Genomic DNA, 24,115 nt, shown 5'->3' with positions numbered 1-24,115 from the left:
CCCCACGGGGCCGACGCCCGGCGGCCGCCGCGGCATACCATGTCGCATGGTCCGCCCTGCCCTGGCGCTGCTCGCCGCCGCCCTGCTCGCACCCACCGAGGCCCTCCCGCAGGCCGGGGCGCCCCCCGCGACGCCCGCCGCCCCGCCGGCCTCCGAGCCGATCGGCCAGTTCCCGCCGCCGCGCGCCATCCCCGACCCGAAGCCCGGCGCGGGCGACCAGGCCGGCGTGAAGGCGAAGGGCGGCAAGGACGCGAAGCCGCCCAGGCCGCTGCCGCGCGCCTCGGTGCTCGAGGAGGTGGTCGGGACGGTGAAGGAGGTGGATCGCGTGCACCACCGCCTGACGATCGACGGCGCGGCCGGGCCGGTCACGCTGACCGTGGACCGCAACACGCTGGTGTACGGGCCCGCCGGCCTCACCACGGTGCTCGACGTGATCCCCGGCGCGTCGGTCCGCGCGGGGCGGAACGCCGACGACCTGGCCTACTGGGTCACGGTGCGCGGGCCGCAGCGGACGCCGTCCACGCCGGCGCAGGGCACCGGGCCCGGCGGCGGCGGCCCGCCTCCCGCCGGCGAGGGCACCGCGCCCGGTCCGGCCACCGCGCCGCCCGCGGGCCCGGCCCCGGGCAGCACCTCGCCCGGCCCTCCCGCCCCGCCCGCCGGCGGTCCCGGCCGCTGACGCGGGGCGCGCGCGGCTAGAACTGCTTCGCCGCCGGCGTCGCCACCGGTCCCTGCGCGCCGGCCACGGTCTCCGACGGCGCGAGCCGGCCGAGCCCCTTCTCGACCAGGAAGCGGCGGATCTTGGCCGCGGGCGCCACGAACGTCTCGCCGGGCATGGGCACGTCGAACGCGTACTGCTCCTCGTCCTTGCCGAACGCCACGCGCGCGGTGCGGTAGCCCTCGACGAGCCCGATGAGGCGGCCGCCCGGCACGTCGAAGACGCCGCCGCCCGAGCTGCCGTAGCCGATGGCCGCGTCGGTCTTGAGCGCGCGGGCGCGCCGCGGCGCCGCGGCGTTCTCGGCCAGCTCGTACTCGACCTGCGAGACGATGCCCGCCGCCACCGAGAGCCCCTTCCCGAAGGGCGCGCCGATCACCACGAGGTCGTCGCCGAGCTCGAGGAGGTCGTCGCCGGCGAGCGGCGTCACCGGCAGCCTCGCCTGCACCTCGAGGACGGCCAGGTCGGCCTCGGGCACGCGCCCGCGCGCGACCACCTTCGCGGCCACGGCGGCGGAGCCGTCGGAGGGGAGCACGCGCAGCTCCGCGCCCTCCGGCCACTCCCGGGCCGGCTCGACCACGTGCGCGTTCGTGAGCACGTAGCTGCGGCCGCCCTCGTGGGCGAACGCGATGCCGGAGGCGCTCCGCACCACGTTCTCGCCGGCGACGATCTGGAGGCGGACCGCCGAGGGGAAGACCTTGTGCACGGTCTCCGCGCGCGGGTTGCCGGCGCGCGGAGACGAGAGCCCCAGCAGCGGGGAGGCGAGGAGGAAGAGGCCGGCGACCAGGGCCGCGCCGCCAAGGCTGGACAGGAGTCGATAGCGGGGCACGAAATTCGAAACGGCCGACCCGAAGAGGCAATTCCCTCGGCGTGCGGGCCGACCGCCCGGCGGCGGCGTGCGCCCGCCCGCCCGTCAGGCGGCGGCCTCGTAGCGGCGGCGCGTCAGGAACAGGATCGCGTCGCGCGCGCACTCGTCGCAGTAGCCGTGGCGCTCGCGCAGGGTGGCGAGCGTGCGCTCGACCTGCCGGCGCGCCCGCTCGTCGAGCGAGGCCCGCTCGTCGGAGAGGTAGCGGAGCAGGCTCTCGGTCGCCCGCCCCAGCTCCCGCCGGCGCTCCTCGTACGTGTGCTCGCGCAGGCGCCGGAACAGGTCCGGGAAGATGGCCACGTAGTCGATCTCGGCCGCGTCCGGGTGGTCGAGGCGGTACGCGCCCACCGCCGCGATGAGGCCGCGCCGGAACGCGGTGCGGTTCTCGCCCTCCGGCATGACGACCTTCTCCAGCTCGACCATGCGCCCCTCGTCGGCCGGCGCGTACTCGCCGGTGACGGGGTTGCGGATCTTCTCGTCCCGCACCCAGTGCGAGACGAGCGCCACGTAGCGCCCGAACAGCTCGCGGTACTGGCCCTCGGAGACGAGGCCCATCGAGTCGCGGATCTCCTCGTCGATGGCGTCGAGCACCTCCGCCTCGACCACGCGCACGAACGCCTCGTGGTCGTGGTAGCCGTCCACGACCTCCTGGGCGAGGAAGTCGTGCACCGTGCGCTCGCGGCAGATCGCCCGCAGCTCCTCCAGCACCGCCCGCGGCGTGAGGCAGCGGGTGGCGGGCGACTGGGCCGCGTTCAGCAGCGCGGTCTTGAGCTCGCGCGCCGAGGCGCCCATGCGCCCCTCGTAGTTCGGGTACGACTCGGACTCGCGGTAGAGGTCGGGCGCGTGCTTGCGCAGCACCTTGCCCTGCGCGAGCGAGAGCCGGTCCGGCGCCGCGCCGGCGTCGTACAGGCGCAGCTTCTCGAGCGGCGCGAGCTCCTCCACCATGCTGCGCAGCTCGCCCTCGTAGCGCTCCGGGAGCGGCCGCTTCAGCCGGGTCAGCACCGCCCAGCGCGCCGCCACCTCGGTGGCGTGCGGGGCGACGTGGCGGCCCACCGCCGCCGAGGTGATCTGCTGGTCGTACACCTCGCGCTCCACCGACGCGCGGCGGAGGTAGGGCACGCGCACCAGCTCCAGGCGCCCCTTGTACGAGGCGAAGTCCGGCGACTCCTTGAACGCGGAGAGCTGCTTCTCGTTCGCGCTCGCGATGAGCACCGCGTCGAGCTGCAGCAGGACCTGGTCGAGCGCGACCCGGCCCGTCTCCGCCATGCCGAGCAGGTACTTGAACGCCTCCGGCGGGCGCTTCAGGAGATCCGAGTACTCCACCAGGCCGCGGTTGCCGGCCACGAGCGGGCCGGCCGGCTCGAGCAGCGTCAGCGCGTGCAGCGCGGGCGGCAGCGCGGCGGCGCTCCGGTCCACCGTCACCTGCCGGTAGCCGGCGTCCACCGACAGCTGCGGCTCGAGCGTGACCGCCGCCTGCTGGTACCGCGCCGACACGTAGAGGCGCTCCACCTGCACGTGCCGCAGCACCTTCAGCCAGTCGCCGCGGTACGCGGCCAGCAGCGCGTCGTGGACCTGCCGGCAGTACTGGCAGACCTCGCCCTCGAGCAGGTAGTCGGAGAGCACGAAGTCGCGCTCACCGGCCCCCTCGCGCGCGCTCGGCCGGCAGCGCTCCTCGAGCAGCGCCCGCCGCTCGGCGCGGGGCACCAGCAGGAGCGGATGGTCCTTCATCGGGCAGGAGAGCCGCGCGTCGAGCGCGTCGCCCTCCAGGTGCGCGAAGCTGGCCAGCTCCGGCTCGTCGCCGCGCCCGCCGCCGAACCCGAGGCCCCCGCCGCGCACGGCGCGGCCGCTCGGGAACACCCAGTGGAACCGGTACAGCGTCCCCTCGGGCGTGCGCGAGTACGCCTCCATCCCGCGGATCAGCGCCGAGACGATGGACGACTTCGCCGAGCCGTTCGGTCCGTGCAGCAGCACCAGCTTGTTCACCCGGCCGCTGCGGACGAACGCGCCGAGCGCGCGGTAGATGGCGGCCTGGACCTCCTCCTGCCCGGCGACGCGGTGCTGCCGGCCGTCCGCGTCGAACGGCAGGTCGAACAGCGCGAAGCGGCGGACCCGCCCGACGGGCGTGTCGCGCTCCTCGGACCCGAAGTGGTCGAGCACGTCGCGCAGGTACTGGGCGGCCGAGCGCGCGTGGGCCCGCGGCGCCTCGAGGAAGGCCTGCAGGTACTCCGGGTAGGACAGGATCGAGCGGTTCGCCACGAACGCGCCCTTCACGCCCGACCCGACGTTCGCCAGCCAGCGCTGCGCCTCCATGGGTGGCCTCCCAGCGGTTCCTAACCGTCGCACGGGGCGACCGCCGCGCCAACGGCCGTCCATGCGGGCGCGTGTGTGCATGCCCGGACGGCGGGCCACTCCACGCTGGGTCCCCTCCGTAGTACCCTCCGGCACCCATGGAGCGGCTGCCCAGCGACGTCATCATCGGGATCGACCTCGGCACCACGAACTCGTGCGCCGCGCTGGCCGTCGGCGACGGCCAGGTGAAGCTCATCCCGTACAAGGGCGGCGAGTACACCATCCCGTCGATCTTCGCGATCGACGACAAGGGCCACGAGCTGATCGGCCACGAGGCCAAGCGCCAGTGGCAGCTCAACCCGCGCAACACGCTCTACGCCACCAAGCGCCTGATCGGGCGCGCGCCCAAGGACGACGTGGTCGAGTCGGTGCAGCGCTCGGTGCAGTACCGGGTGCACGCCGGCGACCTGAACGACGTGGCGCTCGACTGCCACGGCCGCAGCTACCACGTGCCCGAGGTGAGCGCGAAGATCCTCGGCAAGATCCGCGACGTCGCCTCCGATCACCTGGGCATCCCGGTGAAGCGCGCGGTGGTGACCGTGCCGGCGTACTTCACCGACCGCCAGCGCCAGGCGGTGAAGGAGGCGGGCACGCTGGTGGACCTGGAGGTGGTGCGGATCATCAACGAGCCGACCGCCGCCGCGCTCGCCTACGGCATCGGGAAGCGGCTGGACCAGCGGGTGCTGGTGTACGACCTCGGCGGCGGCACGTTCGACGTCTCCATCATCGAGATCCGCGACCGCGTCTTCGAGGTGAAGGCCACCGGCGGCGACATCTTCCTGGGCGGCCTGGACTTCGACAACGCGGTGATCGGGCACGTGCTCGACGACTTCCGCCGCAAGCACGGCATCGACCTCTCGTCGGACCCGGTGGCGATGCAGCGGATCAAGGACCTGGCCGAGCGGACCAAGATCGACCTCTCGGCCCGCTCCGAGGCGCCGTTCTCGATCCCGTTCATCACCATGACAGCGCAGGGCCAGCCGCTCAACATGGACCTGCGCTTCGACCGGACGCTGCTCGAGGCGCTCACGCATCACCTGGTGGACCGGTCGATCGAGATCATGGCCGGGGTGATGGTGGACGCGGGCGTCGGCGCGGCCGACATCGACGAGGTGATGCTGGTGGGCGGGCAGACGCGCATGCCCATCATCCAGGACCGGCTCACCCGCTACTTCGGCCGCCCGCCGTCGAAGGGCGTCCACCCCGACGAGGCGGTCGCGATCGGCGCGGCGCTGTACGGGTGGTCGCTGCGCGAGACCTCCGACCTGCGCATCCAGCTCCTCGACGTGATCCCGATGGCGATCGGCATCGAGCAGGCGGGCGGGACGATGCACGTGGTCTTCCCGCGCAACGCCTCGATCCCGAACGCGCGGACGATCGCGGCGACGAACGCGGTGGACGGGCAGCGCGAGCTGGTGGTGCGGATCTTCCAGGGCGACCACGGGCTCACCGCGCAGAACGAGCTGCTGGGCGAGTTCACGTTCAGCGGCGTCCGGCCCTGCCGCGCCGGCGAGGTGCGGCTGGAGATCGTCTTCGAGGTGAACGTCGAGGGGATCCTCTCCATGAGCGCCCGCGACCTCGACACCGGCCGGCAGATGCGCACCACCGTGCGCGTCACCTCGAGCTGAGCGCGGCGCGCGGAGACGGCGCGGCCCCCGGGCGCGGAGCGCGCCGGGGGCCGCGAGGACGCGAGGCTCCCTCCGGCTAGCGCCGGTCGGCGCCCCTGCCCCCGCCGTGCGGGGCCGGGGCCGCGCGCCCGCCGCCGCCGTGCGACGCCGCGGGCGGGGCCGCGCGGACCGGTGCGGGGTGCGCGGGCGCGGAGTAGGCCGGCGCGCTGCGGGCTGCCGGGGCCGCGTACGAAGGCGCGCTGCGGGCCGACGGCGCCCCGTACGACGGCGCGCTGCGCGCCGGGGGCGCGGAGTACGCCGGGGCGCTGCGGGCCGGGACGCCAGGGGAGCCGTACGACCCGCCGGCGCTCCAGGGGTCGCCGCCGCGATCCTGGCGCGCGTAGCCGGGCGCGGCGCGAGGCACCTCGCCGCGCGGGCCCGCGTCCGGCGCGCGGCCGCCGCGCGCGGGAGGGGCCGCGGACGGGCCGCGTGCCGGCGGCGCCGCGGACGGGCCGCCGCCGCGGGGCGGCGCGTAGCCGGGGGCGCCGCGGCTGGGCGCGTTCCCTGGGGCGCTGCGGGTCCCGCCGCCGGACGGCGGCGCGTAGCCCGGGGCGCCTCGGGTCTCGCCGCGCGAGGGCGGCGCGAGCCCCGGCGCGCCGCGGCCGTCGCCGCGGGTGGGCGCGCTGCCGGGGGCGACCCGGCCGCCGTCGGACCGCGCGCCGGGCGCGGGCCGCGCATCGGGCCGGTAGATGGAGACCTCGCCGGGCCGCGCGCGGGCCGGGCCGGGCGCGGGCGCCGCGACGACGCGCACCGGCGTGATGGGCCTGCCGACGCGCTGCTCGATCGCGCCGCGCGCCGGGCCGCCCCACGCCGGCCGGCCGGGGGCCGGGCGCGCGCCGCCGGGCCGCCCGGGCACCGCGCGCCCGCCGCCCACCGGCGGCGCCGGCGCGGTGGCGTAGAAGTACTGGCGCGTGTAGCGCGGCGCGTAGGCCACCCGGTACACCGGGTACGAGACGAAGCTGCCGCAGGGCACGAACGTCCACCAGGCGTCCACGAACGGATAGCTCGACACGTAGATCGACACGCCCGGCCCGAGCGGCGCCCAGCCGACCACGTCGCCCGAGTAACGCCACGCGACCCACGCCGGCGCCCACTGGTAGCCGGGGATCCAGACCCAGCCGTAGCTCGGGTCCCAGGTCCAGCGGCCGTAGTGGTACGCGGCCCAGCCGAACGGCTCGTCGGAGACCCAGAGCCAGCCCTCGCTGGTCCACTCCCAGCGGCCGTAGTAGTAAGGCCGCCAGCCGGCGGCGACGTACGGCCGCCAGACGCGCCCGTAGCCGCCCACCACGACCCACTCGCCGTAAGGCGAGAGCGCGCCCTGGAACGTGTCGAAGTTCACGGCGGCGCCCGAGTTCAGATCGACCGAGACGTCGTAGTCGGCGGGACGCTCGTCCGACCACCGGTCGGTGTAGTCCTCTTCCCACTCCCGGTCGTCGGCGCGCGGCAGGGCCGGCGCGGCGAGGGTCGCGAGGGCGACGAGGGTGAGGGTGCGGCGGAGCATGGCAGCCTCCTGGCGATGCGATGGCTTCTGCTGGCTGTACGGGCGATCGCCCCTGAGCCTTCACCCGTCCTACAAGCAAGGCGGGTGCCGCGCAATTCCTCCCTGCTGACGCGGAGTTGCCGGGCCGCCGCGGGGGTCCACCGGGGCACAGTGTGCGCCGGCTTCACCGTGCGGGCCGCGACCGCCCCGCCTCGAGGGGTCCGCGCGCGGACGGGGCGATCCGCCGCAGGGCCGCGGTCCGGACGTGCGAGCGGCCGCCCGGGGGCGGCCGCTGGGAGCCGCCGGCGAGGCGGACGCGCTCAGGCGGTCCGCTTCTCCTTCTCGAAGCTCAGGAGCGGCGGCTCGCGGTTCACGATCACGCCCTCCGTGATCTTGCACTCCTTCACGCCTTCCCGGTACGGCACGTCGTACATGATGTCGAGCATGGCCTGCTCGAGGATGGCGCGCAGGCCGCGGGCGCCCGACTTGCGCCGCATCGCCTCGCGGGCGGTGGCCCGCAGCGACTCCTTGGTGAAGGACAGCTTCACCTTCTCCAGGTCGAAGAGCTTGATGTACTGCTTCGTGAGCGCGTTCTTCGGCTGGGTGAGGATGGTGACGAGGTCGTCCTCGCCCAGGTCGGACAGCGTCGCGACGATGGGCAGGCGGCCGACGAACTCGGGGATCATCCCGAAGCGCACCAGGTCGCCGGGCTCCACCCGCGCGAGCAGCTCGCCCAGGCTGGCCTCCTCCTTGCGCTCGATCTTGGCCCCGAAGCCGAGCCCCTTCACGCCGACCCGCCGGCGGATGACCTGCTCCAGCCCGCAGAACGCGCCGCCCACGATGAACAGCACGTTCGAGGTATCGACCTGGATGTACTCCTGCTGGTTGTACTTCTTGCCGCCGCGCGGGGTGACGTTGGCGCGCGTGCCCTCGATGATCTTGAGGAGCGCCTGCTGGACGCCCTCCCCGCCCACGTCGCGGGTCGGCGAGGGCGTGTCGCCCTTGCGCGCGATCTTGTCGATCTCGTCGATGTAGACGATGCCGCGCGACGCCTTCTCCACGTCGTAGTCGGCGTTGTGCAGCAGGTTCTGGATGATGTTCTCGACGTCCTCGCCCACGTAGCCCGCCTCGGTGAGGCTGGTGGCGTCGGCGATGGTGAACGGGACGTTGAGGAAGCGCGCCAGCGACTGCGCCAGCAGCGTCTTGCCCGAGCCGGTGGGCCCGACGAGCAGGATGTTCGACTTCTGCAGCTCGACGTCGTCCTGGGCCGCGCGCGCCTGCCCCGGGCGCTGCGGCCGGGCCGGCTTGCGCGAGTAGACGCGCTTGTAGTGGTTGTAGACCGCGACCGAGAGGACCTTCTTCGCGCGGTCCTGCCCGACCACGTAGTCGTCGAGGAAGCTCTTGATCTCGGCCGGGGTGGGCAGCGAGACGGCCGGACGGCCCTCGTCCCGCTCGGCCTCCTCCGCGATGATGTCGTTGCAGAGCCGGATGCACTCGTCGCAGATGTAGACGGTGGGCCCCGCGATGAGCTTGCGGACCTCCCGCTGGCCCTTGCCGCAGAACGAGCAGGACAGGTTTCCGTGGTGATGCTCTTTCCGGCTCACGCGTTTCCCTCGACGGCTCGGATGTTACCACCAAACTGGGAGCCCCCGGAATTCGGAGCCCGGCTTCGAATATAGCCAGGGTGTCGCGGGACCGCTCCTCCAAACCCGGAGGCTAGCGATCGAGGAGGGCCTCGATCTCCCCGGCGAGGGCATCGGCCCTTTGCGCCACGGACCGCGGGATCGCGTCCTCGTCGCGGCAGGCCGAGGCGAGGCGCCGCGCCGCGGCGGCGAGCCGCTCCACCCGCTCCGATCTGGGCGGCGCCGGCGGGGCCGGAGGTGGACCGAAGCGCTCCGCGATCTTGCGGTTCATCGCCGCCGGGGTGGGCGGCCGCTCGATCACCTCGTCCCGCAGCTCGCGCCAGCCGGAGTCGGAGAGCCGGCCGGTGGCCTCCGCGCGGGAGAGCACCTCGATCACCTCGAACGGCGGAGCGCGCGTCTCGCCGCGCGCCCTCGCCAGCTCCGGCTCGTGCCGCTCGAGGAACCCGTAGCTGGCGGTGAGCTTCTCGGCGGTCGCGCTGCGGATGAAGAGCTCCTTCGTGCAGTACCGCTCGAAGCTCGGGTACCCCCACCCGCGCCACAGCTCCTTGCGCCGGACCTCGGAGAGGAGCCGTCCGAGCTCCACCCAGGCCGACTTGAAGCGCTGCGCCCCCTCGAGCACCTTCCGGCGCACGGAGCCCTCCGGGAGGTCCTCGGCGCGGGCGGCCAGCTTGTCGGCGGTGGCGGTCATGGGGGGCTCACTGGCCGATCCGGAACGCGAGCGACACGGTCGGCCGCTGCCCCGGGAACGGGTCGAACCGCCAGCCGTGCAGCGCCTGCACGAGGCAGTCGTGCAGCGCGCCCTGCTTGAAGCGCGGGTCGTCCACCCACAGCGCGGCCACGCGGCCGTCGTTCCCGATGGCGAACTCGATGGGCACGTCGCCGCGGAACTCGGGCGAGCGGGCCGCCTCGGCGCGGAAGCACGGGACCAGGCTGCGCTGCTCGCGCGCCACGACCGCCTGGATCTTCCGCTCGTCGAACTGGGCCGCGACCAGCTCGCCGCCGCTCACGTCGCCGCTCGCCGCGCGCCCCGCCGGGCCACCGCGCCCGGCCAGGCCTTGCTCGCGCCGGAGCGCGCCCCGCGCCCCGCCGCCCGCGGCCCCCGCGCCCGTGGGCGCGTCGCCCGGCCCGTCGAGCGGCACCTCGATCTCGTCGTCCGGCGCGGCGCGGCTCGAGACGCCGACCCGCGCCACCGAGGCGATGCGGATGCCCGCGCCGAAGTCCTCGAGCAGCGGGTTGGTCTCGGCGCTCCGGCGGGCCATCAGGAACGCGCCGCCGATGCCGCCGGCGACGAGCAGGAGCGCGGCCGCCGCGATCGCCAGGGCCTTGCGCCGGCCGCGCCGCTGCCGCAGCAGCCGCGCCCCGGTGACCTCGCGCTCGACGCGGAGGGCGGCCTGCGCCTTCTTGGCGTGGACCACGAACGGCGGGAGCTCGCCCACCGGCGTCCAGTGGCCGTCGCCGGGGGACACCGGCGTGGTCGGCTCGAGCTCGCCGCGGTACAGCATCGCGGCGAGCGCGCGGGAGTCCACCGGTCCGAACACCTCGCCGGCGCGGCGGAACAGCCACTCGCCGCCCTCGAGGGCCGGGTCGTCGTTGATGGGGTTCGGTTCGGTGCCTGGCGCCATGCGGTGCGGGGACGTGGGGTGAGGTCGGAGGCGCGCACGACCGGCTCGCGCCGGCGCGGCGGGCGTGGGAACTTAGCACGTCGGCATGGAACGGCGCTCCTACGCACTGCGGCTCGCCTACGACGGCGGCCGGTTCCGGGGCTTCCAGCGGCAGCCCGGGCTCCCGACCGTGCAGCAGGCGCTGGAGGAGGCGCTGGAACGGCTCGGCGTCCGGGCCCAGCTGCACGTGGCGGCCCGCACCGACGCCGGCGTCCACGCGCTCGCGCAGGTCGTCAGCTTCTCCGCGCGCGCCGCCCTCGATCCGGCGGCGCTGCGGCGGGGGCTGAACGAGGGCCTGCCCGAGGGGATCCTGGTGCTGGACGCGGCGCGGGTCGGCCCGTCCTTCCACGCGCGCGGCTCGGCGGCGTCGCGCACCTACGTCTACCTCGTGGGCGCTCCGCCGCCGGAGGGGCTGCGGCCGTACGCGTGGACGCTGCCCGACGCGCGCGCGTTCCCGGAGCTCGCCGAGGTCCCGCCCCTCGACGCCGCGGCCATGCGCGAGGCGCTCGGCGCCGCGGTCGGCGAGCACGACTTCGTCGGCTTCGCCCGCCCCGGCGAGCAGCGCGGCACGGTGCGGACGCTGCTCCGCGCCGAGGTGGTCGAGGCGGGGTGGGCGCCGCTCGTGGCGGTGGTGCTGGAGGGCAAGGGGTTCCTGCGCGCGATGGTGCGGAACCTGGTGGGCACCGCGGTCGCGGTCGGCCTCGGCCGCGCCCCGCCGGACGTGATCCGCACCCTGCTCGCGACGCGCGGCCGCTACCGCGGCGTCCGCGCGCCGGGCTGGGGGCTCACGCTCGCAGCGGTGCGCTATCCGGACGGTGCGTGGCCGTCGCCCGCGGCGCCGCCGGACCCTGCAGCGTCTCGATGACCCCGTCGGCGCGGCGCACCACCGCGACGCGGACCAGGCGCAGGCGGCCCAGGGTGCGGGCCGGCAGCGGCGGCGGGCGGACCGCCTCGGCGCGCTCGGGCGCGATCACATCGCGCTCCGCTGATCCGGCAGGTGCCCGTACTTCGCGAGCAGGTCGGCGACCGCCTCGCGGAGGTAGTCCGACTGGCGCACGCGGGTCTTCCGCGCCAGGTTGCGCAGCTCGGCGGCGAGCGCGGGCGGCAGGCGGACCAGCATGGGCTCGAGCCGGTTCGGGTTGCCTTCCACGGCGCTGCTCTCGAGCGAATCGGGTGCGATATCGACGGGGTGCATGTGCGCTCCTTGCGACATGGGCTGACTTGCACCTACACGCTACCACCCGGTATCCGGCCCTCAAGAAAACGTCCAACCGACCGGAAACTTGACAGAACCCGCGAACGTCGCGCCGGAGCGCCACGGATGGGCCAAGGGCCTCCGGGCGCGATCTCGGACGCGGTGCGACCTGCTGGGGGTGCGGTGATCAGCCCTCGACGACGGGCAGCGCGATGCCGGCGAGCGCGTTCAGCCGGCCGGAGCGGAACGGCTCCAGGTCGAGCACCGCGAGCCGGAACCCGGCCGCCTTCACCGCCTCGACCAGGGCGGCGCGGCGCGCGAACGCGGCCTCCAGCTCGCCCTCCCCCACCTCCACGCGCCCGATGTCTCCGTGGTGCCGCACCCGGAAGTCGCGCAGCCCGAGCGCCCTCAGCCCCGCCTCGGCCCGCTCCACCTGGGCGAGGCGCTCCGCGGTGACCGGCGTGCCGTAGGGGATCCGGGACGCGAGGCACGCCATCTGCGGCTTGTCCCAGGTCGGCAGCCCGTAGGCCTCGCTCCAGGCGCGCACCTCGTCCTTGCCGAGGCCGGCCTCCGCGAGCGGCGAGCGGATGCGGCGCTCCAGCGCGGCCTGGTGGCCGGGACGGTGATCGCGGCGGTCGTCGGCGTTGAAGCCGTCGAGGATCGCGGCCAGCCCCGCGTCGCGCGCCGCCCGCTCGCAGAGCCGGTACAGCTCCGACTTGCAGAAGTAGCAGCGGTCGGCGCCGTTCGCGAGGTAGCGCGGGTCGTCCTGCTCGTGGCTCTCCACCTCGAGGTGGCGCGCGCCGAGCCGCGCCGCGAGCGCGCGCGCCTCGGCGCGCTCCGCCTGCGGGACCGACGGCGAGTGCGCGGTGAGCGCCACCGCGCCCGCGCCCAGCACCTCGCGCGCCACCGCGAGCACGAACGTGGAGTCCACGCCGGCGGAGAACGCGACCAGGGCGCTGCCGCAGGCGGCGACGTCCGACTTCAGGCGGGCGAGCTTGGGCTCGGAGGCCCGGCGGATCGCGTCGAGGTCGTCGGGGCGCATGGCGCCGGTCTTATACCCGGCGCGCGCCCGGGGCCGCTACCGCCGGCGCTTGGCGCCCTTCGCCGGGGTGGGCGCGGCCTTCCGCTGGGGCCGCCGCGCCGCCTGGCGCGCGTCGAGCTTCCGGCGCGCGCCGCCGGCGGGCGCGACCTTGCCGGCGCCCGGCTTCGCCCTCGGCTTCGCGGCCGGCTTCGCGGCCGGCTTCGCGGAGGCCTCGGGGCGCGCGCGCCGCGGGCGCTGGCCGCCGGTGAGCCGGCCGAACTCGGCCGGGCCGATCACCTTCGCGTCCACCATCGCCTGGAGCACGCGCAGGACGCACTCCTCGACCGAGAGCTGGTCGGTGTGCACCACGACCTCGGGGCGCGCGGGGGGCTCGTACGGCACGTCCACCCCGGGCACGCCCTTCAGCTCGCCGGCGAGCGCCTTCGCGTAGATCCCCTGGGGATCGCGCTCCCGCAGCTTCTCCATGGAGCAGTCCACGAAGACCTCGACGAACCGGCGCGCCTCGCGGCGGAGCTGCTCGCGCGCGTCGCGGTACGGCGAGAGCGCCGCGCAGACGGCGATCCCCCCCGAGCGCATCACCGCCTTGGCGACGAAGCCGAGCCGGGTGACGACCTTGGCCCGATCGTCCTTGAGCGTGCCCAGCCCCTCCAGCAGCAGCGCCGCCTCGCCGTCCTCGTCGAGCAGCGTCGCGGGACGGCCCGCGGCCGCGAGCCGCGCGGCCAGATGCGAAGCCAGGGTGCTCTTGCCCGCCCGGTTCATCCCGGTGAGCCAGACCACGAACCCGGCGCCGTGTTGCGTCTCCATGCCGTCCTCCGGACGCGCCGCGGCGGTGTCACCGGCGGCGAACGAGCGGTTTGGTCGGTGGAGTATACCCTCTCGCACCTCCGTTCTCAAAATCGGACCGCACCGCGCCAAATCCACGTTCGCCCTGTTTTTCCGGGCGCTTGCGCAATCCGATATCGGTGGACCCCTTCTCCGTGGGTCAATCTCGCGCCGGCCGCGGGCCGGACGTTCACGGTGCGAGAACGCCGCCGCGGGCGGCCGCCGGCCCGCGGCGACGGGCGCGCGAACGGGTCCGCGGGCTCCCCCGGGCGCGGGATCGCTGGACTTTCAGGACTCGGCGGGCTGGGCGCCGGCGCAGGCGCAGCCCGCGAGCCGCGCGGTGGGGCGGGCGGTGGCCACGCCGCGCACCAGCTCGACGCGCCGACCGGTCACGCTGCCCGGCTGGGCCATCAGGTGGATCAGCTCCGCCGCCCCGAGCGCGGCGAGCGCCGCGACGCCCGGCTCCGGCGGCCGGCCCGCGCCCGCGGTGGAGCGGGCGCAGGAGTAGCACGGCGCCCCCGGCGGCACCGACACCACCGCGCCGCCGTCCCCGTCGGGCTCGACCACCACGTGCGGGATGCCCGCCCGGCGCGCCGCCTCGGCCGCCGTGACCGCCTGCACCACCGACGGCGCGCAGATCAGCGCCGCGCTGGGCACGCCGCCGGTCGGATACCGGTCCACCTGGACGAACGCGGACAGCGGCGCGAGGGCGCTCCGGGCCGCGTCCACCCGCGGCGATCCCACCGCCGACGGCGAGAACAGCCAGCCGGCGAGGTCCGCGGGCGACACGTCCTCGGGGTCGTCGAGCCAGAGCCGGCCGACCCCGGCCTGGACCAGGTACACGAGCGCCGCGGAAGCCACCGCGTCGATCCCGACCACCCGCACCCGGGCGCCGAGCAGCCGCTCCTGGGCCTCCTCCCCGAAGCCGGGCACCAGCAGCTGCCGCGCCCAGCGCGCGATGCGATCGTCGCTCAGCGACATGGTTCCTCCGGCCGGGCGTGGCTCACGGGAGCACCGGCGCGTCTCCGGGGCGGCGCTTCTCGAGGAGCAGGCGGTACGCGCCGTCGCCCTCGGCGGGCAGCGGCTCCACCGCGAGCACGCGGTGCCCGTCCTCCTCGGCGGTGCGCGGGACGCTCTCCAGCGGCTCGCCGGCGCGCAGCCACACCTCGAGCGTCTCGCCCTCCGCGAGCCGCTCCAGCGCGATCCGGGTCTTCACCCAGGTCATGGGGCAGGCGAACGCGCGGATGTCGATCCGGCTGGTGGCGCGCCCGGGGCCGCTCACGCCGGGCTCCCGGCCGGCGCCGCGGGCGCGTCGCAGGCCGCGGGCGCGCTGCTCCCCAGCACCTGGCGCCCGGCGCAGGCCAGGCATCCGGGGCGCTTTCGGACCAGCACCAGCCGCGACCGCCCGGTGCGCAGCTCGTAGGTGAACAGCCGCCCCTCGTACGTCCCGCGCTCGCCGGCGAGCAGGCGCAGCGCCTCGGCGGCGAGGAGCGCCCCGGCGAACCCGGCCACCGGGCCGAGGATCCCGGCCTGCGAGCAGGAGGCGACCGACCCCGGCGGCGGCGGCGCCTCGAAGAGGCAGCGCAGGCAGCCGCCCAGGCCGGACGGCGCCACGGTGAGGAGCTGGACGGTGGTGCGGAGCACGCCGGCGTGCACCAGCGGCCGCCTCACCCGCGTGGCGGCGTCGTTGGCGAGGAACTTGGTCTCGAAGTTGTCCGAGCCGTCCACGACGACGTCGGCGGCGGCGGCCAGCGCCTCGGCGTTCCCGGCGTCGAACCGCTCGTCGCGGACGTCCACCGCGACCGAGGGGAAGATCGCGCGCAGCCGCTCCGCCGCGGCCGCGGCCTTGCGGCGGCCGACGTCGGCCTCCTGGAACAGCGGCTGCCGGTTCAGGTTCGAGGTCTCGACGGCGTCGTCCTCGACGAGGACGAGCTGCCCCACCCCGGCCGCCGCCAGCGTGAGGAGGGCCGGGCCGCCGAGGCCGCCGGCGCCGATGACGAGGACGCGCTTGCCGGAGAGGCTGGTCATGGGACGCGTTCGCCTATATCCCGCCCCCGCCTCCCCGGCAACCGCGCCGGGGCGCGGCCGGCTAGAACGTGAGCGCCCTGCCCGCGCGCGCGGCGCGCCAGAGCGAGGGCAGCGTGTCGATGGCGTCGAGCCGCCCGAGGACGTGATCCGGATCGAGCCCGGCGAGCCGCACCGCGGTGTCGCACGCCACCACCCGCAGCCCGAGCTCGCGCCGGGCCTCCTCCAGCGCCTCCGCGAGCGGCGTCACCCGCGCCTCGGCCGCCGCCCGCGGCGCGCCCTCGTCGAAGCGTCCGGCCACCCAGAGCCGGAGCGGCTCGAAGAACAGCGCCACCGTGACCTGCTCGCCGAACGCGGCCGCGGTCACGGCCAGCGTGGCCGCCTGGTAGCGGTCCTCCCAGCCGCCGCGGTGCAGGAAGACGACCAGCGGGCCGGGCATGTCACTTCCTCGGGCCGAACATGCGGCCGAACAGCCCCTGCCTCGGCGCCGCCGCCGGCGGCGGGACGGGCGGGCGCGGGCGCGGGGCGCGCTCCAGCGGGCGGGCGCCGCGCGGCGCGGTCTGCGCCTCGGGCAGCTGCAGCTTCTGGCGGAGCGAGTCGGGGGTGTCGAGCGTGGCGAGCTGCATCGCGGTGACCTGGCCGGTGGCGAGGTCGCGCGCGGTGACCGTGAGGATGCCCTCGGCCCCGAGCGCGAACTCCACCGCCACCCGCACCTCGCCGCGCGGCCGCGCCGGCAGCCCCTCCACCCGCACGGTGCCGAGGTACTCGCACTCGGAGGCCTTGTCCGAGTCGCCCTGGAACACCTGCAGCTCGAGCTCGGTCTGGCCGTCGCGCGTGGTGGCGTGCTCGTGCGCCTTCTTCGCGGGGAGGCGCGTGTTGCGGGGGAACACCGGCGCCATCCGGCCGCCGGGCAGGCCGACGCCGATGCCCATGGCCAGCGCGTCGATCAGCACCACCGAGTCGATCCGGTGCGCCGAGTCGGCGAGCAGGGCCGCGCCGAGCGCGACCGCCTCGTCGGGGTGGACGCCGCGGTTCGGCTCGCGCCCGAGCGCCTCCTGGATCTTGCGCCAGACGAGCGGCATGCGGCTCTGGCCGCCCACGAGCAGGACCTCGTCCACGTCGCCGGGGCCGAGCCCCTTCGCGGCGAGCACCTCGCGGCACACCTCGATGGTCCGGTCCACCAGCCGCTCGGTGAGCGCCTCCAGCTCCTCGCGGGTGACCTTCACCTCGAGGCCCACGTCCTTGCCGTCCCGGTCCTTGCACAGGTACGGCACCTGGGCCACCGCCACCTCGCGGGTGGAGAGCGCGACCTTCGTCTCCTCGGCGGCGTCGCGGATGCGCTGCCACACCACCCGGTCCTCGGGCGGCGCGAACCCGTGCTCCTCCATGAAGCGCCAGACCAGGTGATCGAGCAGCTGCGCGTCGAAGTCCACGCCGCCGAGGAACGTGTCGCCGCCGGTGGAGACCACCTCGTACACGTCGCCCTGGATCTCCAGCACGGAGGCGTCGAACGTGCCGCCGCCCAGGTCGTACACCAGCACCCGCTCGTCGAGCCCCTTGCCGAAGCCGAAGGCGAGCGCGGCGGCGGTGGGCTCGTTCACGATCCGGTCCACGGCGAGGCCGGCCAGGCGGCCCGCCTCGCGGACCGCGTTCCGCTGGTGGTCGTTGTAGTAGGCGGGCACCGTGATCACCGCGTGCTCCACCGGCGTCCCCAGCGCCTGCGCGGCGGTCTCGCGCATCTCCTTCAGGATCAGCGCCGCGATCTGCTGCAGCGAGAAGTCGCGGCCGGCGAAGCGCACCGCCGCGGCGCCGTCCGGGCCCGGGACGATCTCGTAGTGGAACCGATCGCGGCACGCCTGCACCGTGGGCGACGCGAACGGGCGCCCCACCAGCCGCTTCGAGCCGTAGACGGTGTTGCGCGGGTTCACCACCATCTGCGCCTTGGCGGCGTGCGCGACCAGCAGCCGCCCCTGCGCGTCGTAGGCGACCACCGACGGCAGCGTGCGGTAGCCCTGGCGCGAGGCGAGCACCTCCGGCTTGCCGCCTCGCACCACCGCCACGCAGGAGTTGGTGGTGCCGAGGTCGATGCCGATCACCGGAGCGCGCGCCTTCGCGGCCGGGGCCGAGGGCGCCGGGGCCGAGGGCGCCGGCGCCGGGGCGGCCGGCGGTGGGGCGGCCGGCGGCGCGGGCCGGGCCGGTGCCGCGACGGGCGGGGCCGCCGGGCGGGGCGCGGGCGCGCCGGGGGGACGTCCCGGGGCCGACGCGGCGGCGGGCGGGCGGGCCGGCGGGGCCGCGGGGCGCGGCGGCTCGTCGCTCTGCGCCTCCGCGCCGCGGCCCGCGACCAGCCGGTCCACCAGCGCCCGGCTCTCCGGCGACAGATCCACGAACTTGATGCCCATGCCCGGGACGCGGGCCGGCTCACCCGGCGCGGACGGGGGGGTGCTCCAGCGCACCACCCCGCTGCCGCGGATGACCTGGTCGCCGGACTCGAGCACCACGTCGAGGCGCAGCGGGGTCCCGGGCGGCTGCGGATCGAGCGTCCGCACGAACAGGCCGCCTCGCGAGACGTTCAGCGCGAAGCGATCGACGAACTCGTCCACCGATCCGTAGGCCAGCCGGATGCGGAGCAAGACGGGGACACGGGGGTCGCGGCGTTCCTGCGGCATTCCGCCGGATTGTACCCCTGACGGGCCGCCCCGCCAGCCCGAGCCCAATGGCGGCCCCTTCGCGGCACTCCGTGGCCTACGCTTCCGGTGAGCGGTCGCCCGCCCGGCCACGCGTCAGGCCTTGCGGCGGCGGTCGCCGCCCGAAACCTTGTTGGGAGCGGTCGCGCACCGCGCCGGGAGGAAGCCACCGTGAGGAAGCCACGCTCGATCGCGCCGGCGAAGGGCCGGCTGGCCGTGCTCGTGCCGGGACTGGGCGCCGTCGCCACCACGCTGATCGCGGGGGTGGAGGCGGTGAAGCGCGGGATGGGCAAGCCGATCGGCTCGCTCACGCAGATGGGCACGGTGCGGCTCGGCAAGCGCACCGAGAAGCGGGCGCCGCTGGTGCGCGAGCTCGTGCCCATCGCCGCGCTGGAGGACGTGCGCTTCGGCGCGTGGGACCCGTTCCCGGACGACGCCTACGCGTCCGCGACCCACGCCTCGGTGCTCGACCACGCGCTGCTCGAGCAGCTGCGCGTCCCGCTGTCCGCGGTCCGGCCCATGCCGGCGGTGTTCTCGCCCGAGTACGTGCGGCGGCTCGACGGGCCGAACGTGAAGAAGGCGCCGAGCAAGCTGGAGCTGGGCGAGGCGCTGCGCGAGGACATCCGCCGCTTCCTGCGCGAGAACGACTGCGCCCGCGCCGTGATGCTCTGGTGCGCGTCCACCGAGGTGTACCTGGAGCCCTCGGCGGTGCACGCCGAGCTGGGGCGGTTCGAGAAGGCCATGGCGGCGAGCGACCCCGCCATCGCCCCCTCGATGATCTACGCCTGGGCGGCGCTGAAGGAGGGCGTGGCGTTCGGGAACGGCGCGCCGAACCTGACCGTGGACGTCCCGGCGCTGCAGCAGCTCGCGAAGAAGCAGGGCGTGCCCATCGCCGGCAAGGACTTCAAGACCGGCCAGACCATGATGAAGACCGTGCTCGCGCCCATGCTCAAGGCGCGGCTGCTCGCCCTGAACGGCTGGTTCTCCACCAACATCCTGGGCAACCGCGACGGCGAGGTGCTCGACGATCCCGGCAGCTTCAAGACCAAGGAGGTCTCGAAGCTCTCCGCGCTCCAGTACATCCTGCAGCCGGAGCTGTACCCCGACCTCTACGGCCACTTCGACCACCAGGTTCACATCGAGTACTACAAGCCGCGCGGCGACAACAAGGAGGGGTGGGACAACGTGGACATCGCGGGCTGGCTCGGCTACCCGATGCAGATCAAGGTGAACTTCCTCTGCCGGGACTCGATCCTGGCGGCCCCCGTCGCGCTCGACGTGGCGCTGTTCCTGGACCTGGCGCAGCGCGCCGGGATGTCCGGGATCCAGGAGTGGCTCTCCTTCTACTTCAAGAGCCCCATGGTCGCCGAGGGCCTCTACCCCGAGCACGACCTGTTCATCCAGCTCACCAAGCTGAAGAACACGCTCCGCCACCTGGCGGGCGAGGAGCTCATCACCCACCTCGGGCTCGACTATTACGAGCCCTAGATTAGGAACCCGTCCCCTCCTGGAGGACGCGCCATGGCCTACGTCGTCGCCGAGCCCTGCATCAAGTGCAAGTACACCGACTGCGTCGAGGTCTGTCCGGTGGACTGCTTCTACGAGGGCCCGAACTTCCTCGTCATCCATCCCGACGAGTGCATCGACTGCGGCGCCTGCGAGCCCGCCTGCCCGACCAAGGCCATCTTCCCGGAGGAGAGCCTGCCGGCGAAGTGGAACGAGTACGTCCAGCTGAACTCCGAGCTGTCCAAGGCCTGGCCGAACATCACCGAGAAGAAGGACCCGCTGCCCGAGGCCGAGGAGTGGAAGGACGTGGAGGAGAAGCGGGACAAGCTGGAGCGCTGACCGGGCCGAAAGCTCCGCCTTCCTGACCCGTTCGCGTTTTCCGCTGTTGCGCCCGGAACGGGCCTTTGCTAGAAACCGTCCGCTCCGAACGCCCAGGTGGTGGAACTGGTAGACACACCATCTTGAGGGGGTGGCGCCGTAAGGCGTGCGAGTTCGAATCTCGCCCTGGGCACACCGAACAGCAGAAAGGGGATCCGGCGAAACCGGATCCCCTTTTGTTTTGCCCTCTCGCTGGAGTCCCGGGGACGGGCGCCCGCGCGACGCGAGCGCCCTGCCCTCGCCGCTACCTGCCGGGCGCGGGCTGCGCCGGGGCCGGGGCCGCCGGCTGCTGGGCCGGGGCGGGCTGCGCGGGCGCCGGGAGCTGCGCGCCCGGCGCGAACGGCGCCGACGCAGGCGCGGCCTCGCGCTCGACCACCGAGCTGGTGCGCGACGCGTGGTACGCGAGCGTGACCGAGGTGAGCATGAAGATGCCCGCCGACACGCTGGTCACCTTGCCGAGGAACGTCTGGGAGCCGCGCCCGCCGAACACCGTCTGCGAGCCGCCGCCGCCCAGGCCGGCGCCCATGCCCCCGCCCTTACCGGCCTGGAGCAGGATCACGAGGATGAGGAAGATGCAGACGAGGACGTGGAGGACGGTGATGAGGGTGATCAACGGAGTGCACCTTTCACGATGGCGACGAAATCGTTCGCCTTGAGGCTGGCCCCGCCGACGAGCGCGCCGTCCACGTCGGGCTGGGACATGAGTTCCCGGGCGTTCTCGGGCTTCACCGAGCCGCCGTATTGAATCCGGATCGCGTCCGCCACGGAACCCCCCATCTCGCGGAGGATCTTCCGGATGGCCGCGTGGACCTCCTGCGCCTGCGCGGAGGTGGCGGTCTTGCCGGTGCCGATGGCCCACACCGGCTCGTAGGCGATCGTCACCCGGCCCAGCGCCCCGGCGTCCAGCCCGGCGAGCCCCTGCCGCACCTGCCGGTCCACGACCTCGAGCGTCCGGCCGGCCTCGCGCTCGGCGAGCGTCTCGCCCACGCAGACGATGGGCGCGAGCCCGGCGCCGAGCAGCGCGCCGACCTTCTTGCGGACGGCCTCGTCGGTCTCGCCGAACAGCTGGCGCCGCTCGCTGTGGCCCACGATGCCGTGCCGGCAGCCCGCCTCCGCCAGCATCGCGGCGGACACCTCGCCGGTGAACGCGCCCTGGGCCTCCCAGTGCACGTCCTGCCCGGCGACCTCGATCGCCGAGCCGGCCGCCGCCTGGGCGGCGGCGTGGATCGCGGTGAAGGGCGGCGCGACCGCCACCTGCACCTTGCCCGCGGCCTCGCCGAGCCCGGCGGCCAGCTCCTTCACGAGCTGGGCCGCCTCGGCCACGGTCTTGTGCATCTTCCAGTTGCCGCAGACGAACTTGGTGCGGGCCACGGTCACTCCTCGCACGCCTTCACGCCGGGGAGCTCCCGCCCCTCGATGAACTCGAGGCTGGCGCCGCCGCCGGTGGAGACGTGCTTCATCTTGTCCACGAGGCCGGCCTGCTCGACGGCCGCGGCGCTGTCGCCGCCGCCGACCACCGTGACGGCCGGGCTCGCGGCCATCGCCTTCGCGACGCCGAACGTCCCCTCCGACCACGGCTTCTGCTCGAACAGGCCCATGGGGCCGTTCCAGAAGACGGTCTTCGCGCCGGCGATGCGCTGCCGGTAGCGGTCGAGCGTCTTCGGGCCGATGTCGAGGCCCATGAGGCCGTCGGGGATGGCGCGGTCGTTCACCACCACGCGCTCCGCCGTCTCCTTGGGCTCCGCGCCGCAGACGTGGTCCACCGGGAGCAGCAGGTCCACCTTGCGCGCCTCGGCGCGCTCCAGGATCTGGCGGGCCAGCTCGAGCTTGTCCTCCTCGACCAGGCTCCGCCCCACCGGCACGCCCTGCGCCTTCAGGAACGTGTAGGCCATGGCGCCGCCCACGCAGACGGCGTCGGCCTTCGCGATGAGGTTCTCGAGCACCTTGATCTTGTCGGACACCTTGGCGCCGCCGACGATGGCCACGAACGGCCGCGCCGGGCTGCCGAGCGCCTTGCCCAGGTACTCGACCTCCTTCTGCACCAGGAAGCCCGCGGCCTTCTCCTTCACGAACTTCGCCATGCCGGCGGTGGAGGCGTGGGCGCGGTGGGCGGTGCCGAACGCGTCGTTCACCCACACGTCGGCCAGGCTGGCCAACTCGCGCGCGAACGCCTCGTCGTTCTTCTCCTCCTCGGGGTGGAACCGGAGGTTCTCGAGCAGCAGGACGTGCCCGTCCTTCAGGTCGCGCACCAGCTTCTTCACCCCGTCCCCGACGCAGTCGTCCGCCAGGATCACGTCCTGGGAGAGCAGCTCGGAGAGCCGCACCGCCGCGGGCTCGAGGGTGAGCTTGGTGCGGTCGTCCGGCTTGCCCTTCGGGCGGCCCAGGTGCGAGGCGAGGATGACCTTCGCCTTGGCCTGGATGGCGTGGCGGATGGTCGGCAGCGCGGCGCGGATGCGGGCGTCGTCGGTGACCTTGCCCTGCGGGTCGAGCGGGACGTTGAAGTCCACGCGGATGAAGACCCGCTTGCCCGCGAGATCGAGGGCGTCGATGGTCCGGAGCGCCATGGCGGCTCTCACTTCGTGACGAGCTTCGCCACGTCCACCATGCGGTTCGAGAAGCCCCACTCGTTGTCGTACCAGGCGAACACCTTCGCGAAGTTGCCGTCGATGACGAAGGTGTTGGTGGCGTCGAAGATCGACGAGTGCGGGTTGTGGTTGTAGTCCACCGAGACGGTCGGCGCCTCGGAGTACTCGAGCACGCCCTTCAGCGCGCCCTCCGCCGCCTTCTTGAACTCCGCGTTGATCTCCTCGGCGGTGGCGCTCTTCTCCAGCTCGACCGTGAGGTCCACCAGCGAGACGTTCGGCGTGGGCACGCGCACCGCGGTGCCGTGCAGCTTGCCCTTGAGCGCCGGGATCACCTCGGCGACCGCCTTGGCCGCGCCGGTGGTGGACGGGATCATCGACAGCGCGGCGGCGCGGGCGCGGCGCAGGTCCTTGTGCGGCAGGTCGAGCAGGTTCTGGTCGTTCGTGTACGAGTGGATCGTCGTCATCAGGCCGCGCTTGACGCCGAACGACTCGAGCAGGACCTTCGCCACCGGCGTGAGGCAGTTGGTGGTGCAGGACGCGTTCGAGATGATCTTGTGCTTCGACAGGTCGAGCTGCTGGTGGTTGATGCCGTAGGCGACGGTGATGTCCGGGCCCTTGGCCGGCGCCGAGATCAGCACCCGCGGCGCGCCGGCCTGGAGGTGGCCCTCCGCCTTGGCGCGCTCGGTGAAGAGGCCGGTGCACTCCAGCACCAGGTCCACCTTGTTCGCGGCGTGCGGCAGGTCGGCCGGCGACTTGATGGCCGTGACCTGGATCTCCTTGCCGTTCACCACGATGCCCTTGTCCGTGGCCTTCACGTCGGCGGCGAGGACGCCGTGCACCGAGTCGTACTTCAGCAGGTGCGCGAGGGTCTTGGTGTCGGTGAGGTCGTTGATGGAGACGAACTCGAGATCCTTCTCCCCGCGCTCGATGGCAGCGCGAACGATGCAGCGACCGATGCGACCGAAGCCGTTGATTGCGATACGCGCCATGCGCCGCCCTCCTCCTGGGGGTTGAAAAGGTGGCCTAAGCTACTTTCCGCGACATGGGGAGTCAACGGAAACGAGGTGGGACGGGGCCCGAAAAAAAGCAAGGACGGCGCCGGGTTCTCCCGGCACCGTCCGCGCGCTTCGAGGCCGTGGGTCCGGTCGCGCTACAGCGCGGCCCGCCAGCCTTCCTTCGCGTCGTCGCCGAGGAGCTGGGGTGGCGTGGCCCGGAGGGCCTCGGCCTCGTGCTCGCCCTTGAGATCCTGGGTGACGAGATCGATGAGCTCGGTCGAGAGGCTCAGGATCTGGTTGGGCGAGTAGCCGTTGCCACGCAGCTCCTTGAAGAGCGACTTCGCGAGGATCTGGGTTCCCTTGACGTCGAGCATGCCTGGCACCATTGAGTTTCTCCCGCGCGGAGCGGACCGGGCCGCGCCGCAGACAACCGTGGCCCCGGAGGCAGCAAGGGGCGGGCCAAACCCGTTCGAAGGTGACGGCACCAATATTTTCATGTAGTTGTG

24 protein-coding genes and 1 tRNA gene are annotated in these 24,115 nt (G+C 74.3%); 6 read left to right on the top strand and 19 right to left on the bottom strand.

Annotated elements, in window-relative coordinates; translation table 11 throughout:
* The first annotated feature begins 46 nt into the window (after positions 1 to 46).
* Positions 47 to 676: a hypothetical protein gene (locus tag ADEH_RS08015; protein ID WP_041453415.1), complete on the top strand. Its 630-nt coding sequence runs from the start codon at positions 47 to 49 to the stop codon at positions 674 to 676.
* A 16-nt stretch (positions 677 to 692) separates the two neighbouring features.
* Here ADEH_RS08015 and ADEH_RS08010 read toward each other — a convergent pair whose 3' ends face one another.
* Together ADEH_RS08010 and ADEH_RS08005 are read right to left on the bottom strand one after the other, a co-directional pair.
* On the bottom strand, positions 693 to 1,541 hold the full coding sequence (locus tag ADEH_RS08010; protein ID WP_011420607.1) for a S1 family peptidase: 849 nt from the start codon (positions 1,539 to 1,541) through the stop codon (positions 693 to 695).
* 84 nt (positions 1,542 to 1,625) lie between these two features.
* Entirely contained in the window at positions 1,626 to 3,887 is a 2,262-nt protein-coding gene (locus tag ADEH_RS08005; protein ID WP_011420606.1) for a PrkA family serine protein kinase, read from the bottom strand.
* 137 nt (positions 3,888 to 4,024) lie between these two features.
* On the opposite strand from ADEH_RS08005, the gene ADEH_RS08000 reads away from it, so the two are divergent.
* Entirely contained in the window at positions 4,025 to 5,554 is a 1,530-nt protein-coding gene (locus ADEH_RS08000; protein ID WP_011420605.1) for an Hsp70 family protein, read from the top strand.
* Positions 5,555 to 5,630: 76 nt separating this feature from the next.
* On the opposite strand, the gene ADEH_RS07995 is transcribed toward ADEH_RS08000, so the two are convergent.
* From ADEH_RS07995 to ADEH_RS07980, 4 genes are all read right to left on the bottom strand, one after another.
* Positions 5,631 to 7,094 (bottom strand): DUF6600 domain-containing protein, encoded by a 1,464-nt coding sequence (locus ADEH_RS07995; RefSeq protein WP_011420604.1) that lies wholly within the window; start codon positions 7,092 to 7,094, stop codon positions 5,631 to 5,633.
* A gap of 299 nt (positions 7,095 to 7,393) precedes the next feature.
* Entirely contained in the window at positions 7,394 to 8,677 is a 1,284-nt protein-coding gene (clpX, locus tag ADEH_RS07990) for an ATP-dependent Clp protease ATP-binding subunit ClpX (protein ID WP_011420603.1), read from the bottom strand.
* Positions 8,678 to 8,789: 112 nt separating this feature from the next.
* Positions 8,790 to 9,404 (bottom strand): hypothetical protein, encoded by a 615-nt coding sequence (locus ADEH_RS07985; protein ID WP_011420602.1) that lies wholly within the window; start codon positions 9,402 to 9,404, stop codon positions 8,790 to 8,792.
* 7 nt (positions 9,405 to 9,411) lie between these two features.
* The gene (locus ADEH_RS07980; RefSeq protein WP_011420601.1) at positions 9,412 to 10,338 is read right to left on the bottom strand and encodes an AgmX/PglI C-terminal domain-containing protein; all 927 of its coding nucleotides are present in this window, start codon (positions 10,336 to 10,338) and stop codon (positions 9,412 to 9,414) included.
* 85 nt (positions 10,339 to 10,423) lie between these two features.
* Here ADEH_RS07980 and truA point away from each other — a divergent pair, with 85 nt between their 5' ends.
* Positions 10,424 to 11,242: a tRNA pseudouridine(38-40) synthase TruA gene (gene truA, locus ADEH_RS07975; protein WP_011420600.1), complete on the top strand. Its 819-nt coding sequence runs from the start codon at positions 10,424 to 10,426 to the stop codon at positions 11,240 to 11,242.
* Positions 11,243 to 11,347: 105 nt separating this feature from the next.
* Here the strand turns inward: truA and ADEH_RS07970 are convergent, their stop codons facing one another.
* From ADEH_RS07970 to ADEH_RS07935, 8 genes are all read right to left on the bottom strand, one after another.
* Positions 11,348 to 11,572, bottom strand: coding sequence for a ribbon-helix-helix domain-containing protein (locus ADEH_RS07970; protein ID WP_011420599.1), 225 nt, complete (start codon positions 11,570 to 11,572; stop codon positions 11,348 to 11,350).
* 187 nt (positions 11,573 to 11,759) lie between these two features.
* The gene (gene larE, locus ADEH_RS07965; RefSeq protein ID WP_011420598.1) at positions 11,760 to 12,614 is read right to left on the bottom strand and encodes an ATP-dependent sacrificial sulfur transferase LarE; all 855 of its coding nucleotides are present in this window, start codon (positions 12,612 to 12,614) and stop codon (positions 11,760 to 11,762) included.
* Between the two features lie 36 nt (positions 12,615 to 12,650).
* A complete protein-coding gene (gene cysC / locus ADEH_RS07960; protein ID WP_041453414.1) occupies positions 12,651 to 13,418 on the bottom strand; it encodes an adenylyl-sulfate kinase in 768 nt (255 codons plus the stop codon).
* A gap of 306 nt (positions 13,419 to 13,724) precedes the next feature.
* Complete coding sequence (locus ADEH_RS07955; RefSeq protein WP_011420596.1) at positions 13,725 to 14,417, bottom strand: HesA/MoeB/ThiF family protein; 693 nt, start codon at positions 14,415 to 14,417, stop codon at positions 13,725 to 13,727.
* A 22-nt stretch (positions 14,418 to 14,439) separates the two neighbouring features.
* The gene (locus ADEH_RS07950) at positions 14,440 to 14,718 is read right to left on the bottom strand and encodes a sulfurtransferase TusA family protein (protein WP_011420595.1); all 279 of its coding nucleotides are present in this window, start codon (positions 14,716 to 14,718) and stop codon (positions 14,440 to 14,442) included.
* Entirely contained in the window at positions 14,715 to 15,464 is a 750-nt protein-coding gene (locus ADEH_RS07945; protein WP_011420594.1) for a ThiF family adenylyltransferase, read from the bottom strand. The genes ADEH_RS07950 and ADEH_RS07945 overlap by 4 nt, the downstream gene beginning before the upstream one ends.
* A gap of 61 nt (positions 15,465 to 15,525) precedes the next feature.
* Positions 15,526 to 15,900, bottom strand: a complete 375-nt coding sequence (locus ADEH_RS07940) for a hypothetical protein (RefSeq protein ID WP_011420593.1) — start codon at positions 15,898 to 15,900, stop codon at positions 15,526 to 15,528.
* A 1-nt stretch (position 15,901) separates the two neighbouring features.
* The gene (locus tag ADEH_RS07935; protein ID WP_041453413.1) at positions 15,902 to 18,127 is read right to left on the bottom strand and encodes a TIGR02266 family protein; all 2,226 of its coding nucleotides are present in this window, start codon (positions 18,125 to 18,127) and stop codon (positions 15,902 to 15,904) included.
* A 189-nt stretch (positions 18,128 to 18,316) separates the two neighbouring features.
* Here ADEH_RS07935 and ADEH_RS07930 point away from each other — a divergent pair, with 189 nt between their 5' ends.
* From ADEH_RS07930 to ADEH_RS07920, 3 genes are all read left to right on the top strand, one after another.
* Positions 18,317 to 19,633, top strand: a complete 1,317-nt coding sequence (locus ADEH_RS07930; RefSeq protein WP_011420591.1) for an inositol-3-phosphate synthase — start codon at positions 18,317 to 18,319, stop codon at positions 19,631 to 19,633.
* A gap of 33 nt (positions 19,634 to 19,666) precedes the next feature.
* Positions 19,667 to 19,990: a ferredoxin FdxA gene (gene fdxA, locus ADEH_RS07925; protein WP_011420590.1), complete on the top strand. Its 324-nt coding sequence runs from the start codon at positions 19,667 to 19,669 to the stop codon at positions 19,988 to 19,990.
* A gap of 90 nt (positions 19,991 to 20,080) precedes the next feature.
* Positions 20,081 to 20,162 (top strand) — tRNA-Leu (locus tag ADEH_RS07920).
* 111 nt (positions 20,163 to 20,273) lie between these two features.
* Here ADEH_RS07920 and secG read toward each other — a convergent pair.
* The 5 genes from secG to ADEH_RS07895 form a co-directional block, all read right to left on the bottom strand.
* Complete coding sequence (secG, locus tag ADEH_RS07915) at positions 20,274 to 20,642, bottom strand: preprotein translocase subunit SecG (RefSeq protein ID WP_011420589.1); 369 nt, start codon at positions 20,640 to 20,642, stop codon at positions 20,274 to 20,276.
* The gene (tpiA, locus tag ADEH_RS07910; protein WP_011420588.1) at positions 20,639 to 21,400 is read right to left on the bottom strand and encodes a triose-phosphate isomerase; all 762 of its coding nucleotides are present in this window, start codon (positions 21,398 to 21,400) and stop codon (positions 20,639 to 20,641) included. Before tpiA ends, secG begins: the two co-directional genes overlap by 4 nt.
* Before the next feature lie 2 nt (positions 21,401 to 21,402).
* A complete protein-coding gene (locus ADEH_RS07905) occupies positions 21,403 to 22,593 on the bottom strand; it encodes a phosphoglycerate kinase (protein ID WP_011420587.1) in 1,191 nt (396 codons plus the stop codon).
* 8 nt (positions 22,594 to 22,601) lie between these two features.
* Complete coding sequence (gap, locus tag ADEH_RS07900; RefSeq protein WP_011420586.1) at positions 22,602 to 23,603, bottom strand: type I glyceraldehyde-3-phosphate dehydrogenase; 1,002 nt, start codon at positions 23,601 to 23,603, stop codon at positions 22,602 to 22,604.
* A 161-nt stretch (positions 23,604 to 23,764) separates the two neighbouring features.
* Complete coding sequence (locus ADEH_RS07895) at positions 23,765 to 23,983, bottom strand: hypothetical protein (RefSeq protein ID WP_232287451.1); 219 nt, start codon at positions 23,981 to 23,983, stop codon at positions 23,765 to 23,767.
* Positions 23,984 to 24,115: the final 132 nt, after the last annotated feature.

The organism is Anaeromyxobacter dehalogenans 2CP-C, from assembly GCF_000013385.1.
GTDB lineage: Bacteria > Myxococcota > Myxococcia > Myxococcales > Anaeromyxobacteraceae > Anaeromyxobacter > Anaeromyxobacter dehalogenans_B.
Note: the sequence above shows the minus strand (reverse complement) of the source record. Positions and strands in the feature narration are given on the sequence as shown.